Source organism: Pseudomonas sp. T1.Ur, assembly GCF_023516725.1.
Lineage (GTDB): Bacteria > Pseudomonadota > Gammaproteobacteria > Pseudomonadales > Pseudomonadaceae > Aquipseudomonas > Aquipseudomonas alvandae.
On record NZ_JAMGSN010000001.1, the window covers coordinates 3,527,975 to 3,546,733 of the forward strand.

17 protein-coding genes are annotated in these 18,759 nt (G+C 61.1%); 16 read left to right on the top strand and 1 reads right to left on the bottom strand.

Annotation, left to right across the window (positions count from 1 at the left end; translation table 11 throughout):
- Positions 1-42 precede the first annotated feature (42 nt).
- Both M8Q45_RS15580 and M8Q45_RS15585 read left to right on the top strand, forming a co-directional pair.
- Positions 43-831, top strand: coding sequence for a CPBP family intramembrane glutamic endopeptidase (locus M8Q45_RS15580; protein ID WP_249875475.1), 789 nt, complete (start codon positions 43-45; stop codon positions 829-831).
- 75 nt (positions 832-906) lie between these two features.
- Positions 907-2,472, top strand: coding sequence for a methyl-accepting chemotaxis protein (locus M8Q45_RS15585; RefSeq protein WP_249875476.1), 1,566 nt, complete (start codon positions 907-909; stop codon positions 2,470-2,472).
- Positions 2,473-2,632: 160 nt separating this feature from the next.
- Here the strand turns inward: M8Q45_RS15585 and M8Q45_RS15590 are convergent, their stop codons facing one another.
- Positions 2,633-3,325 carry an alpha/beta family hydrolase gene (locus tag M8Q45_RS15590; RefSeq protein WP_249875477.1) on the bottom strand — a complete coding sequence of 231 codons (693 nt, stop codon included), beginning with the start codon at positions 3,323-3,325 and terminating at the stop codon, positions 2,633-2,635.
- 96 nt (positions 3,326-3,421) lie between these two features.
- Between M8Q45_RS15590 and ccoN (M8Q45_RS15595) the strand changes: the two genes are divergently transcribed.
- The 14 genes from ccoN (M8Q45_RS15595) to M8Q45_RS15660 all read left to right on the top strand — a co-directional run bounded on the left by ccoN (M8Q45_RS15595) (position 3,422) and on the right by M8Q45_RS15660 (position 18,583).
- Positions 3,422-4,846 (top strand): cytochrome-c oxidase, cbb3-type subunit I, encoded by a 1,425-nt coding sequence (ccoN, locus tag M8Q45_RS15595; RefSeq protein ID WP_249875478.1) that lies wholly within the window; start codon positions 3,422-3,424, stop codon positions 4,844-4,846.
- A 10-nt stretch (positions 4,847-4,856) separates the two neighbouring features.
- A complete protein-coding gene (gene ccoO, locus M8Q45_RS15600) occupies positions 4,857-5,465 on the top strand; it encodes a cytochrome-c oxidase, cbb3-type subunit II (protein ID WP_003183469.1) in 609 nt (202 codons plus the stop codon).
- Positions 5,466-5,468: 3 nt separating this feature from the next.
- Positions 5,469-5,669, top strand: coding sequence for a cbb3-type cytochrome oxidase subunit 3 (locus M8Q45_RS15605; protein WP_030140907.1), 201 nt, complete (start codon positions 5,469-5,471; stop codon positions 5,667-5,669).
- On the top strand, positions 5,666-6,622 hold the full coding sequence (ccoP, locus tag M8Q45_RS15610; protein ID WP_249875479.1) for a cytochrome-c oxidase, cbb3-type subunit III: 957 nt from the start codon (positions 5,666-5,668) through the stop codon (positions 6,620-6,622). The genes M8Q45_RS15605 and ccoP (M8Q45_RS15610) overlap by 4 nt, the downstream gene beginning before the upstream one ends.
- Positions 6,623-7,118: 496 nt before the next feature.
- Positions 7,119-8,561 (top strand): cytochrome-c oxidase, cbb3-type subunit I, encoded by a 1,443-nt coding sequence (gene ccoN / locus M8Q45_RS15615; protein ID WP_092197383.1) that lies wholly within the window; start codon positions 7,119-7,121, stop codon positions 8,559-8,561.
- Entirely contained in the window at positions 8,561-9,169 is a 609-nt protein-coding gene (gene ccoO / locus M8Q45_RS15620) for a cytochrome-c oxidase, cbb3-type subunit II (protein ID WP_003199605.1), read from the top strand. Before ccoN (M8Q45_RS15615) ends, ccoO (M8Q45_RS15620) begins: the two co-directional genes overlap by 1 nt.
- Before the next feature lie 6 nt (positions 9,170-9,175).
- Positions 9,176-9,361, top strand: coding sequence for a CcoQ/FixQ family Cbb3-type cytochrome c oxidase assembly chaperone (locus tag M8Q45_RS15625; protein WP_003183474.1), 186 nt, complete (start codon positions 9,176-9,178; stop codon positions 9,359-9,361).
- Complete coding sequence (ccoP, locus tag M8Q45_RS15630) at positions 9,358-10,341, top strand: cytochrome-c oxidase, cbb3-type subunit III (protein ID WP_249875480.1); 984 nt, start codon at positions 9,358-9,360, stop codon at positions 10,339-10,341. The genes M8Q45_RS15625 and ccoP (M8Q45_RS15630) overlap by 4 nt, the downstream gene beginning before the upstream one ends.
- Before the next feature lie 150 nt (positions 10,342-10,491).
- Positions 10,492-10,746, top strand: coding sequence for a type II toxin-antitoxin system Phd/YefM family antitoxin (locus M8Q45_RS15635; RefSeq protein WP_249875481.1), 255 nt, complete (start codon positions 10,492-10,494; stop codon positions 10,744-10,746).
- A complete protein-coding gene (locus M8Q45_RS15640; protein WP_030140902.1) occupies positions 10,747-11,157 on the top strand; it encodes a type II toxin-antitoxin system VapC family toxin in 411 nt (136 codons plus the stop codon).
- A 95-nt stretch (positions 11,158-11,252) separates the two neighbouring features.
- Entirely contained in the window at positions 11,253-15,671 is a 4,419-nt protein-coding gene (locus M8Q45_RS15645) for an RHS repeat-associated core domain-containing protein (protein ID WP_249875482.1), read from the top strand.
- Entirely contained in the window at positions 15,662-16,072 is a 411-nt protein-coding gene (locus M8Q45_RS15650; RefSeq protein ID WP_249875483.1) for an SMI1/KNR4 family protein, read from the top strand. The genes M8Q45_RS15645 and M8Q45_RS15650 overlap by 10 nt, the downstream gene beginning before the upstream one ends.
- 544 nt (positions 16,073-16,616) lie before the next feature.
- Positions 16,617-18,032: a cytochrome c oxidase accessory protein CcoG gene (gene ccoG, locus M8Q45_RS15655; protein WP_249875484.1), complete on the top strand. Its 1,416-nt coding sequence runs from the start codon at positions 16,617-16,619 to the stop codon at positions 18,030-18,032.
- 11 nt (positions 18,033-18,043) lie between these two features.
- Positions 18,044-18,583, top strand: coding sequence for a FixH family protein (locus tag M8Q45_RS15660; RefSeq protein ID WP_249875485.1), 540 nt, complete (start codon positions 18,044-18,046; stop codon positions 18,581-18,583).
- Positions 18,584-18,759: the final 176 nt, after the last annotated feature.

Sequence of the window (18,759 nt, forward strand, 5' to 3'; positions counted from 1 at the left end):
CGTCGACAAGCCTCGACAGTTTTCCGCCTCAAAGGATTTGATATGCCCGCCCTACCTTGGCCGTACCTGGCCCTTCTCTCGGCCGGTTATGCCATGGCCCTGGCCTATGGTCATCTCACCTGGACCGCCGCCATCTCAGTCGCGCTGTTGCTGTTCGCCGGCTATGCGGTTCGCCAACAAAAGATGCCCGTCGGGCAATTCCTTGGACATTGCCTGTTCATCGTCCTGGCGGTCGCGCTGGCACTGCACTGGATGCCGGGCTTTTTCAACGGGCGGGCCATCGCGGCGCAACGCTTGACCGATGACGCCGCACGGTTTGCCATGTATTTGAATCAGGACAAGCCGCTGATCGGCTTCTGGCTGCTGCTGGCCTGCCCGTGGATCGTCGGCCGGCGCCCGTTTCGCGGGTTCGTCTACGCCACTGTGCTGGGGCTGTGCTTGAGCACCACGCTGGCCTTGGGCGGGGCCCTGCTGCTGGGCATGATCGAATGGGCGCCGAAGTGGCCGGACCAGGCCTGGCTCTGGGTACTCAATAATCTTTTATTGGTGACCTTGGTGGAGGAGGCGCTGTTTCGTGGCTACATTCAAGGAGGCCTGAGCCGATGCTTCAAGCTCCTGCGCCACGGCGCGTCCCTGGCGCTGATACTGTCCTCGTTGTTGTTCGGCCTGGTGCACGCTGGCGCGGGATGGCACTGGGTGTTGTTGTCGGGCCTGGCCGGGATCGGTTATGGACTGGCCTACCGGTTTGGCGGCCTGGGCGCCGCGATTGCCACGCACTTTGGCCTGAACCTGCTTCATTTCGCCCTATTTACCTACCCGATGCTGGCGTGATACCGCCGGGCAGAATTATTTCAATTAAAAGCTGACGGTGCCGACAACCTTTCAAAGCCTTGCGGACTACATACCATGCGTAACAACCAGCCTGTCACACAACGCGAAAGGACTTTCGCGGCCCAGCAGCGATTGATTTCTACCACCAATGCCAAGGGTGTGATTACCTACTGCAACGACGCGTTCGTTGAAATCAGTGGGTTTTCCAAGGAAGAGCTGATCCATGCACCGCACAATCTGGTGCGCCATCCCGACGTCCCGTCAGCCGTGTTCGCGCACATGTGGGACACCCTGAAACAGGGACTACCCTGGATGGGCATCGTCAAGAATCGCTGCAAGAATGGCGATCATTACTGGGTCAACGCCTACGTCACGCCGATTTTCGAAGGCAACCAGGTGGTCGGCTACGAGTCGGTACGGGTCAAGCCGACGGCCGAGCAGATCACCCGGGCCGAAGCACTCTATCGACGCATCAACCAAGGCAAGTCCGCGGTTCCGAGCAGCGATAAATGGGTACCGATGCTGCAAGACTGGCTGCCGTTCATTCTCGTCAGCCAGTTGAGCTTCGTCGTCGGAGCTTTCCTTGACTCTTCCTGGGGCTTTGCCCTGGCCGCCCTGCTGTCCGTGCCGTTGGGGCTGTTGGGCTTGCAATGGCAACAACGTGGCGTCAAGCGCCTGTTGCGCCTGGCCGAGCAAACCACTTCCGATCCGCTGATCGCGCAGATGTACACCGACAGCCGCGGCGCCCAGGCACGCCTGGAAATGTCGATCCTCAGCCAGGAAGCCCGCCTGAAAACCTGCCTCACCCGCTTGCAGGACACCGCCGAGCATCTCAATGCGCAAGCCCGGCAATCCAATACCCTGGCCCACGACAGCTCCAGCGGCCTGGAACGCCAGCGCGTGGAAACCGAACAGGTCGCCACTGCCGTCAACCAGATGGCCGCCACCACCCAGGAAGTCGCCAGCCATGTACAGCGCACCGCCGATGCCACCCAGGAGGCCAATCGCCTGACAGGCCGTGGTCGCGACATCGCCGGGGAAACCCGCGAAGCCATCGAGCGCCTGTCGGTCGTGGTAGGCGAGACTGGACAGACCGTGACCCAACTGGCCAAGGACAGCGATGAAATCGGTGGCGTGGTTGATGTGATCAAGGGCATCGCCGACCAGACCAACCTGCTGGCCCTCAACGCCGCCATCGAAGCGGCCCGGGCCGGCGAGATGGGACGCGGTTTTGCCGTAGTCGCCGATGAAGTGCGTCAACTGGCCCAACGCACCAGCGAGTCCACCGGGCAGATCCATGCCTTGATCGCCAAACTGCAACAGACCGCCAACAATGCCGTACAAACCATGGATGCCGGCCATCGCCAGGCCGAAGAAGGCGTGGCGCGGGTCATGGAAGCGGATCAGGCGCTGGTGGGCATCAGCGAAGCGGTGGCCCACATCACCGACATGACCACCCAGATTGCCGCCGCGACCGAGGAGCAGAGTTCGGTGGCCGAGGAGATCAGCCGCAACATCAGCAACATCTCTGAACTGGCCGACCAGACCTCGGGCCAGGCCCACAGCTCGGCGCTGCTCAGCGAAGAACTGACCCGCACGGCCAATACGCAGTATTCGTTGGTGGAGCGGTTTAACCGCTGATTTCAATCGGCAAACTGAAAACCCGGACGGCGAAAGCTTCCGGGTTTTTTGTTGCCTGGGCAGCCGCTATCGCGAGCAAGCTCGCTCCCACCGGGTATTGTGAACGCCGCAAATCCCTGTGGGAGCGAGCTTGCTCGCGATGAGGCCATGACAGGCAACATCAATCGCGAGACAGGAACCCGGCCACTTCTCGCGCCGCCGCCTCCAGATGCTGCTCATGAGTAAACCCCGAAGCCTTCAACGGCTTCAAATCATGATCCCCCGCCACCAACCACAACACCTCAATGCTCGGTGACAAGGTATAGCCCTGCACCGCCTCCCGATTACCCAACGCATCCCGCTCGCCCTGGACGATCAAGGTCCGAGTCTTCAATCCTGCCAAATGCTCGATCCGCGGTTTCTCCGGCTTGCCCACCGCGTAAAAGGGATAGCCCAGGCAGACCAGCGCATCGGCGCCCAGCTCGTCGGCCAGCAGGCTCGCCATGCGTCCGCCCATGGACTTGCCTCCCACCGCCAGCCGCCCAGTGACATAAGGCCGCACCGTGGCGTACACCTCACGCCAGCACTCGAGCAATTTGGGGGCCGGGTTGGGTGGGCGCTTGCCGCCGTCCAGGCGCCGCTGGGCCATGTAGGGAAACTCGAAGCGCAACACATTGACACCCTGTGCGGCAAGGCGCGCGGCCATTTCCTCCATGAAACCGCTGTCCATCGGTGCACCGGCACCATGGGCCAGGACCAGGGTCGGCGCCTCGGCGCCGGCGCCCGGTTTCGCGGCCGTCCACAACCAGCCGTGTTCCGCCACGCATCGCGCCCATTGATCCCCGTCAATACTGGCCTTGTGCTGTTTGTCCATGCTTGCCTCGCTTTTAGTCTGCCTATAACTCCAGGCGAAGAACGCCGCCTTGCCTTGCGCAGGCGCTCACTTCGGCTGAACCGTGGATGGGGAACCATGAACACTTCTATCAGTACCGCCTACAACTACAAGGTGGTCCGCCAATTCGCCATTATGACGGTGGTGTGGGGCATCGTCGGCATGGGGCTCGGGGTTTTTCTCGCCGCCCAATTGGTCTGGCCACAGCTCAACTTCGATTTGCCCTGGACCAGCTTCGGCCGCCTGCGCCCGCTGCACACCAACGCGGTGATCTTCGCGTTCGGTGGCTGCGCCCTGTTCGCCAGTTCGTTCTACTCGGTGCAACGCACCTGCCAGACCCAGCTGTTTGCGCCGAAACTCGCTGCGTTCTGCTTCTGGGGCTGGCAGCTTGTGATCCTGCTGGCGGCCATCAGCCTGCCGTTGGGCTACACCAGCTCCAAGGAATACGCCGAGCTCGAATGGCCGATCGACATCCTGATCACCATCGTCTGGGTCGCCTACGCCATCGTGTTCTTCGGCACCGTGGCCAAGCGCAACACCCAGCACATCTACGTCGGCAACTGGTTCTTCGGCGGCTTCATCCTGACCGTGGCGATCCTGCATATCGTCAACAACCTGGAACTGCCGGTGAGCTTCACCAAGTCCTACTCGGTGTACGCCGGGGCCACGGATGCGATGGTGCAATGGTGGTACGGCCACAACGCCGTAGGCTTTTTCCTCACTGCAGGCTTCCTGGGGATGATGTACTACTTCGTGCCGAAACAGGCCGAACGCCCGGTGTATTCCTATCGCCTGTCCATCGTCCACTTTTGGGCGCTGATCACCCTGTACATCTGGGCCGGTCCGCACCACCTGCACTACACCGCGCTGCCGGATTGGGCGCAATCGCTGGGCATGGTGATGTCGCTGATCCTGCTGGCACCGAGCTGGGGCGGCATGATCAACGGCATGATGACCCTCTCGGGCGCCTGGCATAAGTTGCGCAGCGACCCGATCCTGCGGTTCCTGGTGGTGTCCCTGGCGTTCTACGGCATGTCGACCTTCGAAGGCCCGATGATGGCGATCAAGACCGTCAACGCCCTCTCCCACTATACCGACTGGACCATCGGCCACGTGCATGCCGGCGCGCTCGGCTGGGTGGCGATGATTTCCATTGGTGCGCTGTATCACATGATTCCGAAGGTCTTCGGTCGGGCGCAGATGCACAGCATCGGCCTGATCAACGCGCATTTCTGGCTTGCGACCATCGGCACCGTGCTCTACATCGCCTCGATGTGGGTCAACGGCATCGCCCAAGGCCTGATGTGGCGTGCGGTGAACGAGGACGGCACGCTCACCTACTCCTTCGTCGAAACCCTGGTGGCCAGCCACCCCGGCTTCATCGTGCGGCTGGTAGGCGGGGCGATCTTCCTCAGCGGCATGTTGCTGATGGCCTACAACACTTGGCGCACCGTGCGGGCCTACCAGCCTGCCGAAGCCGCCGCTGCCGCGCAGATGGCTTGAGGAGTCCGCCATGAAACACGAAACAATTGAAAAGAACGTCGGCCTGCTGATGCTGTTGATGGTCTTGGCCGTGAGCATCGGCGGTCTCACACAGATCGTGCCGCTGTTCTTTCAGGACGTGACCAACAAACCGGTGGACGGCATGAAGCCCTACACCGCCCTGCAACTGGAAGGCCGCGACATCTACATCCGCGAAGGCTGCGTCGGCTGCCACTCGCAGATGATTCGTCCGTTCCGCGCCGAGACCGAGCGCTACGGCCACTACTCCGTCGCCGGCGAAAGCGTCTGGGACCACCCGTTCCTGTGGGGATCCAAGCGCACCGGACCGGACCTGGCCCGCGTCGGCGCGCGTTACTCCGATGACTGGCACCGCGCGCACTTGTACAACCCACGCAACGTCGTGCCCGAGTCGAAAATGCCGGCCTACCCATGGCTGGTGACACAGGCAGTCGACAGCAGCCACACCGAAGGGAAGCTGCGCGCCATGCGCACCCTCGGCGTGCCGTACACCGATGACGATATCGCCGGCAGTGTCGCCTCGCTCAAAGGCAAGACTGAAATGGATGCGCTGGTCGCCTACCTGCAAGTGCTCGGCACTGCCATCAAGAGCAAGAGGTGAGCCATGGTGCTTGAAATGAGTACTGGCATGATCCGCGGCCTGGGCACCGTCGTGGTGTTCATCGCCTTCATCGGCCTGATCCTGTGGGTGTACAGCAGCAAGCGCGGGCCGGAATTCGCCCAGGCGCGCCTGCTGCCGTTCGCCGACGAACCGCCCGCCGACATTACCCCCCAAGACCCCGCACCAAGGAGTACCCGGTCATGACCACTTTCTGGAGTACGTGGATCTGCGTACTGACCATTGGCAGCCTGATCGGCCTGACGTGGCTGCTGATCGGCACCCGCAAGGGCGAGACCAAGGGCAGCGTCGACCAGACCATGGGCCACAGCTTCGACGGCATCGAGGAATACGACAACCCGCTGCCGCAATGGTGGTTCCTGTTGTTCGCCGGCACCTTGGTGTTTTCCGTTGGCTACCTGATCCTCTACCCGGGCCTGGGCAACTGGAAAGGCATCCTGCCCGGCTACGACAACGGCTGGACCGGCGCCCATGAATGGGAAAAGGAAATGGCCAAGGCCGACGCCAAGTTCGGGCCGATCTTCGCCAAGTACTCGGCGATGCCTGTAGAGGAAGTCGCCAAGGACCCACAAGCCTTGAAGATGGGCGGTCGCCTGTTCGCCTCCAACTGCTCGGTCTGCCACGGCTCGGACGCCAAGGGTGCCTTCGGCTTCCCGAACCTGGCCGACAGCAACTGGCGCTGGGGCGGCGCGGCCGACACCATCAAGACGACCATCATGGGTGGCCGCATGGCGGCGATGCCGGCCTGGGGCGAAGTGCTGGGGGACGCCGGGGTCAAGAACGTGGCGGCGTATGTGCGCCACGACTTGGCGGGCCTGCCCTTGCCGGCGGACAGCGGTGCCGACCTGCAGGCCGGCCAGCAAGCCTTCAACACCACCTGCGTCGCTTGCCATGGCGCCAATGGCCAAGGCACCGAAGCCATGGGCGCGCCGAACCTGACGCAACCGGCCGGTTTCATCTACGGCACCAGCCTGGCGCAGTTGCAGCAGACCATTCGCCATGGCCGCCAAGGCCACATGCCGGCGCAAAATGAGCTGCTGGGCAATGACAAGGTGCAACTGCTCGCGGCTTACGTGTACAGCCTTTCGAAGGCTGATGAGCAGTTGAGCGGTGAGCGTCAAGCTGCAAGCTTCAAGTAAAAGCAAAAGCAAAAGCAAAGCTGCAGGCGACGAGTACCCACTTGAAGCTTGCAGCTTACAACTTCTAGCTGCTTCTTTTTGTCACACCCCTCCCATGGTCTTCCTTTCGGTTCTCTGGAATCGGGTCTAAGCTTGCCTTTGCGTGCACTGGCGACTGCCGGTTTCAGGTCGATCCGACCCGATGCGTTCGACAATCGTTCGTTCAAGAGGCCGCAAACGCAGGTGAATACCGGCTGTTGCGACAGTTGCCTGGCATCCCCCGAACGCCGTGTTTGAACACACCCCGTTACAACCGACCTGACCCCCTCGCCTCCTTCCTTCGTCGAGACATTTTGCCGTGGGCCAATTTTGTCCCTACAGGGAACATGGAAAGGCCGCAGAATCAGCTTTGGAAAGCATTGACCCAGGTCATGGCGCGTTGCAATGACCCCCCGCTTTCTCCATACTTGCGACCGATTTTTATCCTAATAAAACACCCAAACCGTGGAACCTTAGAATGAGCACAGCAATCAGTCCGACTGCTTATAACTATAAGGTAGTCCGCCAGTTCGCCATCATGACGGTGGTCTGGGGGATCCTTGGCATGGGGCTCGGTGTCTTCATCGCCTCGCAACTGGTCTGGCCGGAGTTGAACTTCGATCTGCCATGGACGACATTTGGACGCCTGCGCCCGCTGCACACCAACCTGGTGATCTTCGCCTTCGGTGGTTGTGCGTTGTTTGCCACTTCTTACTATGTCGTGCAGCGAACCTGCCAGACGCGACTGATTTCCGACAGCCTCGCGGCCTTCACCTTCTGGGGTTGGCAAGCGGTGATCGTCGGCGCGATCGTGACCTTGCCAATGGGTTTCACCACCACCAAGGAATACGCCGAGCTGGAGTGGCCGCTGGCGATTCTGCTGGCCATCGTCTGGGTGACCTACGGTTTGGTGTTCTTCGGCACCATCGTCAAGCGCAAGACCAAGCACATCTATGTCGGCAACTGGTTCTACGGTGCCTTCATCGTCGTGACCGCCATGCTGCACATCGTCAACCACGCGTCGCTGCCAGTCAGCTTCTTCAAGTCGTATTCGGCCTACTCGGGCGCGACCGACGCGATGATCCAGTGGTGGTACGGCCACAACGCCGTGGGCTTCTTCCTGACCACCGGTTTCCTGGGGATGATGTACTACTTCGTGCCGAAGCAGGCCGAGCGTCCGATCTATTCCTATCGCCTGTCCATCGTCCACTTCTGGGCGCTGATCACCCTCTACATCTGGGCCGGTCCGCACCACCTGCACTACACCGCGCTGCCGGACTGGGCGCAGTCCCTGGGTATGGCGATGTCGATCATCCTGCTGGCGCCAAGCTGGGGCGGCATGATCAACGGCATGATGACCCTGTCGGGCGCCTGGCATAAGCTGCGCACCGACCCGATCCTGCGCTTCCTGGTGGTCTCGCTGGCGTTCTACGGCATGTCGACCTTCGAAGGCCCGATGATGGCCATCAAGACCGTCAACTCGCTGAGCCACTACACCGACTGGACCATTGGCCACGTACACGCCGGTGCACTCGGCTGGGTGGCGATGATTTCCATCGGCGCCATCTACCACATGATCCCGAAACTGTTCGGTCGTGCGCAGATGCACAGCACCGGCCTGATCAACGCGCACTTCTGGCTCGCCACCATCGGCACCGTGCTCTACATTGCCTCGATGTGGGTCAACGGCATCACCCAAGGCCTGATGTGGCGCGCGATCAACGACGACGGCACCCTGACCTACTCGTTCGTCGAAGCCCTGCAAGCCAGCCACCCGGGCTACATCGTCCGCGCCCTGGGCGGTGCGTTCTTCGCCAGCGGCATGCTGTTGATGGCCTACAACGTGTACCGCACCGTTCGTGCCTCTGACCCGGCTGAAGCTGAAGCCGCCGCCAAGATCGCCGTAGTTGGAGCTCACTGATGAAGCACGAAGCAGTAGAGAAGAATATCGGCCTGCTGGCCTTCTTCATGGTCATCGCCGTCAGTATCGGCGGCCTGACCCAGATCGTTCCGCTGTTCTTCCAGGACGTGACCAACAAGCCGGTCGAGGGCATGAAGCCGCGCACCGCCCTTGAACTGGAAGGCCGCGACATCTACATCGCCAACGGCTGTGTCGGCTGCCACTCGCAGATGATCCGCCCGTTCCGTGCCGAAACCGAACGCTACGGCCACTACTCCGTTGCCGGTGAAAGCGTCTGGGACCACCCGTTCCTGTGGGGTTCCAAACGTACCGGCCCGGACCTGGCCCGCGTTGGCGGCCGCTACTCCGACGACTGGCATCGTGCGCACTTGTACAACCCGCGCAACGTGGTGCCTGAGTCGAAAATGCCGGCCTACCCGTTCCTCGTAGAAAACAAGCTCGACGGCAAAGACACCGCCAAGAAAATGGAAGTCTTGCGTACCTTGGGCGTGCCTTACACCGATGAAGACATCGCCGGTGCCAAGGATGCCGTCAAGGGCAAGACCGAAATGGACGCGCTGGTGGCCTATCTGCAAGGCCTGGGCACCATCATCAAAAGCAAACGGTGATTCTTCATGGATATCGGGATGATTCGCGGCCTGGGCACCGTCGTCGTGATGGTGGCCTTCATCGGTCTGGCCCTGTGGGTGTTCAGCCCCAAGCGCAAGTCGGAGTTTGACGACGCGACCTTGCTGCCGTTCGCGGATGATCCCGAAGCCATCAAGCACGTCGAGCAAGCTTCTAGGAGTAACAAAGAATGACTACATTCTGGAGTCTGTACGTCACAGTCCTCAGCCTGGGAACGATCTTCTCCCTGACCTGGCTGCTGCTGTCGACCCGCAAGGGCCAGCGCAGCGAAGCCACCGAAGAAACGGTCGGCCATTCCTTCGACGGGATCGAGGAGTACGACAACCCGTTGCCGAAATGGTGGTTCATGCTGTTCGTCGGCACCATCGTGTTCGCCCTCGGTTACCTGGCGCTCTACCCGGGCCTGGGCAACTGGAAAGGCCTGTTGCCAGGCTATAACTACCTGGACACCGAAAAGCAGACCGCTTTCGCCAATGGCCAGACCGGCTGGACCGGCGTGCACGAGTGGGAAAAGGAAATGGCTCGCTCGGACGCCAAGTTCGGTCCGATCTTCGCCAAGTTCGCTTCCATGCCGATCGAAGAAGTCGCCAAGGACCCGCAAGCGTTGAAGATGGGCGGTCGCCTGTTTGCTTCCAACTGCTCCGTCTGCCACGGTTCCGACGCCAAGGGTGCCTACGGCTTCCCCAACCTGACCGACGCCGACTGGCGCTGGGGCGGCGAACCGGAGACCATCAAGACCACTATCATGGGCGGCCGTCATGCAGTCATGCCGGGCTGGGCCGCCGTTGTTGGCGAGCAAGGCGTGGCTGACGTGGCTTCCTACCTGGTGACCAGCCTGCACGGTCGCAAGCTGCCGGAAGGCGCCAAGGCCGATCCGGCCAACGGCCAGAAACTGTTCGCAGCCAACTGCGTGGCCTGCCACGGCCCTGCTGGCAAAGGCACGCCCGCCATGGGCGCACCTGACCTGACCCACCCGGCTGCGTTTATCTATGGTTCGAGCTTCGCTCAACTGCAGCAGACCATCCGCTACGGTCGCCAGGGCCAGATGCCAGCCCAGGCTGATCTGCAAGGCAACGACAAGGTCCACCTGCTGGCGGCCTATGTCTACAGCCTGTCGCACGGCGAAAAGGCTCCGGCCGCTGACGCTCAGTAAAGCAAGCCACCGGTACACGAAAGGCCCCGCCAATCAGATTGGCGGGGCCTTTTTTATCGACCGTCGAAACATCACGAGCCTGTTTCCCCTTGCCTGCACCTGGCGCCAGTAGTAACGTGCCTACATTCGATTTTCTTGGGGGACGCCAGCATGTCCGTCACCACTATTTCCAGCCGCGAATTCAACCACGACACAAGTGGTGCCAAAAAAGCCACCCGTGAAGGGCCGGTCATCATCACCGACCGTGGCAAGCCGGCCCATGTGCTGCTAAGCATTGAGGACTACCAGAAACTGACCGGCGTTGGCGCCAGCATTGTCGAGTTGCTGGTCATGCCCGATGCGCCGGATATCGACTTCGATACCGAGCGTGCCGTCATTACGCCTCGCTCGGTGGACCTGTCCTGAATGTTTCTACTCGATACCAATGTCATCTCGGAGCTGCGCAAACCCCAAGCCGATAAAAACGTGCAGGCCTGGGCGCGCAGCGTGCCCGCCCCCAGCCTCTACGTCTCGGCGATTACCGTACTGGAACTGGAAACCGGCGTCTTGCGCTTCGAACGCAAGGATCCGGTGCAAGGCAGTCGCCTGCGTGCGTGGCTGGACAACCACGTCATGCCCACGTTTGCTGGCAGGATTCTCGTAGTCGACCGCGCCGTGGCGCTTCGCTGCGCGCGTCTTCATGTTCCCGACCGCAGCAACGAATGCGATGCGTTGATTGCCGCCACCGCGCTGGTCCATGGGTTGACCGTGGTGACGCGCAACGTGACGGATTTCCAGAGCAGCGGCGTGGCGCTGCTCAACCCTTGGTCAAGCTGACATCACGACGGACCCGTAACTTACCGCCAGGGAGACAGGCGCAATGAAACGCATCGAACCATTCCAGCACACAGGCATGGGCCTGGGCTTCGCGCATGTCTGACGCACTCTGGGCTGCCCGCCTGGGCGATGCACTCAACCACACTTCGATGATGGCCGACGTCCTTGGCGGCGTGCTGGAGGTCGCGGCGAACATCGCGATCACCGCCGTAGCGACCGCCGCCGTGGTCGCCGCCACCGGCATCACCGTGGTCACCGGCGGCCTGGGCTGCTTCGTCCTTGGCCTGGTGGTGGGCACGGTCGTTGGCCTGGCGATGAGCAAGACCGGGGCCGACAAGGGCCTGAGCAATATATGCGAGGGCATCGGCAACGCCCTCTTTCCGCCCACGGTGCAGGCCAACATCCTCACCGGCTCCACCGACACCCTCACCAACAACATCCCCGCGGCCCGGGCCGCTGGGGCGATTCAGTCCCATGTCGCCCCGGCCGGCACCGAGCTCGAAGCGCCCGAGCCTGAAGAAGAACCCAGCTACCTGGACATGGCCGGGGAGTTTTTCTCGCAAATGTGGCGCCCCACCGTCGCCACGCCCGCCCCCGGCGCCGTGCCCAAGCCGGAGGACCTGGTCATCTGCATGAAGCATCCGCCGATGCCACCGCAGTTCATGGCCGAAGGTTCGGACAAGGTCACCATCAACGGCCAGCCCGCCGTGCGCAGCGGCGACCGCAGCACTTGCGATGCAACGGTGGTGTCGTCCGGGCTGATTTCGCCCAACGTGACCATCGGCGGCGGTTCGGTGGTGGTGCGCGAGATCCGCAGCGGCAAGACCCCGGGCGTTGGCCTGGCGGTGACGGCGCTGCTGATGCTCAAGGGCGGCAAGGGCAAATTCTTCAGCAAACTGCCGTGCATGCTGGTGGGAGGCGCGGTGTCCATGGCCGCCAGCAGCGCGGCGAACGCGGCCGCCAATGCCGCCCTGGGTTCGCCGAACCCGGTGCATGCCGCTACTGGCGCCAAAGTGCTGGGCGGTGATGAGGAGCTGGACTTCGTCTTGCCCGGGATGCTGCCGATCGACTGGCAACGCTTCTACAACAGCCGTGACGAGCGTCATGACAGCCTGTTCGGTGCCGGCTGGAGCGTGACCTATGAGGTAAGGGTCGACATCCTGCCCCACCCCGACGGCGGCGAAACCCTGGTCTACACCGACGAACAGGCACGCCCCATCGACATGGGCGCCATCCCGTTGGGCGGCGCGGTGTTCAGTGCCGGCGAAGGCCTGGCGGTGCGCCGCCATGTGAGTGGGCAATTGCTGATCGAGAGCGATGACGGCCTCTACCGTTTGTTCGAACCTGCGCCGGCCGATCCATCGCACCTGCGCCTGAGCCAACTGGGCGACCGCAACGATAACCGTATCCACCTCGACTATGACGAGGCCGGACGCCTGGTGCGGCTGCGCGACACCTTCGACCTGGTGCGGGTCGAGCTGATCCGCGAGGGCGAACGCGTCACCCACATCGAACGCCTCTACCCCGACCAATCGAGGGAAGTGCTGGTCAGCTACGCCTACGACGCAGCCAACACTCTCGCCGAAGTGCGCGACGCCACCGGCCAGGTGCAACGTCGCTTCAGCTACGACGCCGGGCAACGAATGGTCGAGCACCAGTTGCCCAGCGGCCTGCATTGCTTCTACGAATGGGCCCTGATCGAAGACCAGGAATGGCGCGTCGTCCGCCACTGGACTGATGAGGGTGACGCCTACCAGTTCGACTATGACTTGCAAGCCGGTATCACCCGCATCAGCGACAGCCTGCAACGCACCAGCATCCGCTACTGGAACAGCCAGCACCAGATCATCCGGTTCAGCAACAACCTCGACCAGACCTGGCTGTTCGAGTGGAACGACGAGCGCCAGTTGCTCAGCGCCACCGATCCACAGGGCGGCCAGTATCAATTCAGCTACGACGACGCCGGCAACCTGATCAGCGAAACCGACCCGTTGGGCCGCAGCGAATCCACCCTCTGGCTCGAACACTGGGCCCTGCCGCTGGTGGACACCGACGCCGCCGGCCACAGCTGGGCATACCGCTACGACCAACGCGGCAACTGCACGGCGGAAACCGACCCGCTGGGCCATGTCACCCGCTACCGCTACGACGCCCACGGCCAGGTGGTAGAAATCATCGATGCCACCGGCAAAAGCAAGAAGCTGCGCTGGAACCCGTTCGGCCAATTGGTCGAACACGTCGATTGCTCGGGTTACCCGACACGCTTCAGCTATGACGCGCGCGGTTACCTGCAAACCATCACCGACGCCCTCGGCGAGCGCACCCAATTCAGCTACGACGCCCAAGGCCGGCTGCTGAGCAGCCAATTACCGGACGGCCGCACCGAGCATTATCAGCGTGACAGCGCCGGCCAGCTCACCGGCTACACCGACCCGGCCGGGCACACCACGCATTACCAGCACAACCGCCGCGGCCAGGTCCGCCAACGCACCGATGCCCAGGGCCGGCAGGTGCAATTTGCCTACGACAGCTTTGGCCGGCTGCAAGCGCTGGTCAACGAGAATGGCGAGAGCTACCGGTTTGCCTGGGATGCCGGGGATCGGTTGCGCGAACAACGAGACCTGGATGGCAGCGCCAAGCGCTACGACTACGACCGCCTCGACAACGTCGCGGCAGTGACGGCGACGCCCGCGCCATACGGCACGGGCCTGGCGCTTATTCCCGAAGCACCGACGGCACCCATTGTCCATCGCCTGGAACGCGACGCCGTGGGCCGGCTGATCGCCAAAGTCACCGACGATGGCCGCACCGAATACAGTTACGACCCGCTGGACCAACTCACCGCCGTCACCTTCACCGACCTGCAGGGCAACCCCCAGACCCTGAGCTTCGCCTACGACGCCCTCGGCCAATTGCTCGCCGAAAACAGCGCCGCCGGCCGCCTGCAACATCACTACGACGAACTCGGCAACCTGATCCAGACGCAGTTGCCCGATGGCCGCTGGGTCAACCGCCTGTACTACGGCAGCGGCCATCTGCACCAGATCAACCTCGACGGCCAGGTCATCAGCGACTTCGAACGCGACCGCCTGCACCGCGAAGTGCTGCGCACCCAAGGGCAGATCAGCACCCGCAGCGAATACGACCGCAGCGGCCGCCTGCGCGCACGGCAACGCCGCCACAGCGGCCAACCCTCGCTGCTGCCAGCGGCAGTGCAAAAACACTTCGAGTACGACCCCGCCGACAACCTCATCGGCAAGCTCGACCAGCAACCCGCCGCGCAACAGCGCCAGCTGCTGCACTACGACGCCACTGGCCGCATCATCGCCAGCCAGGACAGCCTGCACGGCCAGCACGAAACCTTCAGCTACGACGCCGCCGCCAACCTGCTGGACGGCCCGGCACCGGGCGGCGGACGGGTGATGCACAACAAATTGCTGACCTACCAAGACAAGCGCTACCGCTACGACGCCTTTGGCCGGATGATCGAAAAACGCAGCGCCAAACGCGGCGTGCAGCGCTTCGCCTACGACGCCGAAAGCCGCTTGATCGAAGTGCGCAACGACAACGGCAGCGTGGTGAAAATGGCCTACGACCCGCTGGGCCGGCGCATCGCCAAGACCGAACACGACAACAATGGATACCCGTTGGGCGAAACCTGCTTCACCTGGGATGGCATGCGCTTATTGCAGGAAAGTCGATACAACCAGACTAGCCTTTATCTTTATACGGATAACACCTACGACCCCCTTGCGCGGATCGATGGATACGGTGCGCATCAGAAAGTCCGTTATTACCACAACGACCTGAACGGCCTGCCAGAACAACTCACAGAAGTCGACGGACGAAGCGTCTGGCAAGCTCGCTTTGAGGTGTGGGGTAACCCGCTTCAGGAAATTCGTGAACCCTACTTCATCGAAGAGCAAAACCTGAGGTTCCAGGGACAGTATCTCGATCGAGAAATTGGGCTGCACTACAACGTTCTCAGGTTTTACGATCCTGACGTGGGTCGCTTCACTACGCCCGATCCAATAGGCTTGGCTGGAGGCCTGAATTTTTATGCCTATGCGCCCAACCCTATCGGCTATGCAGACCCTCTAGGCCTTGCAGTCGACCCGCTGATAAAACTGAAAGACCGTGGGTACACAGGCGTCACGAAGACACCTGGTGGAGGTCTCGACTATTCTGAAAGTAACGCGCTTTACAACAAAAAACCCGGCGTGAACCCAATCGTTAGAATTGAATACACTGGAGACTACGGGAAGGACTTCGAGGCCGCAAACAAGGCGGCCAAGTTGAGTCAAAAAACTACGCCGTCCGGTCACGTATGGCACCACTTGGATGATTACGACCCGAAGACCAACACAGGCACGATGCAGCTCATCAAGCAAAACGCCCACAGCGGCATAAGCCATAACGGCGGCGTAGCTCAATACAAAGCAGCTACAGGCAAGGCCTACACCCACCCAGCTCGTTTCAAGAGCAGAACAAAAGGAGCATCCAAATGCGGCTGACCCTCGAAGAATCCGAACACGCCCTCTCTGTGCAAGAGTTGAATGAGTTCCAAGAAAAATTCAATGTGGAATTACCGACAGCCTTTAGGCAATTTTATCTAAAGCACAACGGCGGCGATTTGTCTGAGAGCAATAGCGAGAATGATTTTTTGCTGGGTGGATTCACTCCGATCAAATACGGACAAGCCCCTATCGAAACGGTCTATCGAGACTTGACGGACGACGTTCCGTCGTTAAGGCAAATGATCCCCTTTGCGTACGATCACGGTGGCAATTCCTTCCTCTTATCCGTTAAGGAGGCTGACTTCGGAAATATTTACCTGTACTTGATGGATGAAGAAGATCTGGCGTTCGTATGCGAATCATTTGAAGAATTCCTCGCTGAACTCACAGGTCAATAGCGTTTGCGAACAAATGACTAGGCGCACGTTAAGCGGTAACACAACAAGCGAGAACACAGACGACCCCGCCGGAGGACAGTGATGCTTGAAAATAAGTTTCTAGTCCCTGAAACGCCCGTTACCTCAATGGATTTGGGCCCTGAAGAGAACCAGGCTCACTCCGGGAGACCTGTTTGTTCGAATGTCCTCCGTTTCGTCCAAGGGCTGATCCATGAAGATGACCTGGGCGAGGGGTAAATGAGCCAATACCCCAACGTTTGATCCAAAACGGAAAATCCCGTGGCGAGGGAGCTTGCTCCCGCTGGGGCGGCAAAGCCGCTCCACCCATCCACCCCACCAACGCCATGCGCTGTCTATAGTCAATTGATCCAGGTCATGACTTGTTACATCCGCTACACCATTCGGCCCAGACACCCAACGCGACCAAAGGTCGCACCCTTGGACCAGAGCGACAGGCGTATCATTGCGCCACTGCAACGCCCTTTCTGACCGTGGTCGGCACGTACTGGCCTCGGCGTTTTTCCACTGCCGTGGGATGCAATTGATGAGCAACCAGATTCCGGTACATGACGTTACCCCGCCTGCCAAGGACGCCAACAAAAGCGTCGACCTGTATGCCTCTCGGGAAAAAATCTACACCCGCGCCTTCACGGGCCTGTTCCGCAACCTGCGAATGGTCGGCGGAGCCTTCCTGTTCCTGCTGTATTTCGGCACGGTCTGGCTGAATTGGGGCGGTCACCAGGCTGTCTGGTGGAACCTGCCGGAACGCAAGTTCTTTATTTTCGGCGCCACCTTCTGGCCCCAGGATTTCATCCTGCTGTCGGGGATGTTGATCATCGCCGCCTTCGGCCTGTTTTTCATCACGGTGTATGCCGGTCGGGTCTGGTGCGGCTACACCTGCCCGCAAAGCGTCTGGACCTGGATCTTCATGTGGTGCGAAAAGGTCACCGAAGGCGACCGCAACCAGCGCATCAAGCTCGACAAGGCGCCCATGAGCGCCAACAAATTCCTGCGCAAATTCGCCAAGCACAGCCTGTGGCTGCTGATCGGTTTCGTCACCGGCATGACCTTCGTCGGCTACTTCACGCCGATCCGCGAGCTGGTCTTCGAGTTCTTCACCGGCCAGGCCGATGGCTGGTCGTACTTCTGGGTCGGTTTCTTCACCCTCGCCACCTACGGCAATGCCGGCTGGCTGCGTGAACAAGTGTGCATCTACATGTGCCCTTACGCCCGCTTCCAGAGCGTGATGTTCGACAAGGACACCCTGATCGTTTCCTATGACCCACGTCGCGGTGAAAGCCGTGGCCCACGCAAGAAAGGCATCGACTACAAGGCCCTGGGCCTCGGGGACTGCATCGACTGCACCATGTGCGTCCAGGTCTGCCCTACGGGTATCGACATCCGCGACGGTTTGCAGATCGAGTGCATCGGCTGCGCCGCCTGCATCGATGCCTGCGACAACATCATGGACAAGATGGATTACCCGCGCGGCCTGATCAGCTACACCACCGAACACAACCTCTCGGGGCAGAAAACCCATAAACTGCGCCCGCGCCTGATCGGTTATGCCTTGGTGCTGCTGGCGATGATCAGCCTGCTGGTCACTGCGTTCTTCATGCGTTCGCTGGTGGGTTTCGACGTCAGCAAGGACCGCGTGCTGTATCGCGAAAACGCCGAAGGCCGGATCGAGAACGTCTACAGCCTGAAGATCATGAACAAGGACCAACGCGACCATACGTACGTGCTGGAAGCCGCCGGCTTGCCTGATCTCAAGCTGCAAGGCCGTCGTGAAATCAAGGTCGCGGCTGGCGAGATCTACAGCCAGCCGGTGGAACTGTCCAGCGCACCGGAACAACTGCCGTCGAGCACCAACGAGGTGACGTTCATCCTCAAGGATGCCGATGACGACAGCGTTCATGTTGAAGCCAAGAGCCGGTTCATCGGCCCACAGACTCGTTGAGAGAAATGCCCATGCCTGCAGCAACCGCCACCAGCCCTTGGTACAAGCACCTCTGGCCCTGGATCATCATCGGGATCCTCGCCTGCTCGGTAACGCTGAGCCTGACCATGGTGACCATTGCGGTGAAGAATCCGGACAACCTGGTCAACGACAACTATTACGAAGCAGGTAAAGGCATCAACCGCTCGCTGGAGCGCGAACTGCTGGCCCAGACCCTGCAATTGCATGCCAATGTGCAACTGGACGACCTTACCGGTGAAGTCAACCTGCGCCTGAACGGCAACAGCCGGCCCCAGACCGTGGAACTGAGCCTGATCTCGCCGACGCAGCCGGAGAAGGACCGCAAGATTGTCCTGACCCGCAACGACAGCGAACCGGGCCGCTATGTTGGCCAGTTGGCGGACAAGATCGAAGGTCGGCGCTTTGTCGAATTGCTGGGTGTGGAGAACGACAAGACCTGGCGGTTGTTCGAGGAAGAGCAGGTCAATCCCAACCAGGCCATCCTGCTGGGCGACGAGCCGCTGCAAGGGGCTGAAGACCTGAAGAAATAAAGCCGCATACAGCCCTGTAGGAGCTGCCGAGCGAAGCGAGGCTGCGATCTCTTCCCTGCCGCTTGAATTCCAAGTGAACGATAAAAGATCGTCCGAACGCGGCCCGAGCCTTGGGCAGCTCCTACAGTTTGTGTACCTCCTTGCAAGCCCACTATGCCAGGCCTTCATGCGATACC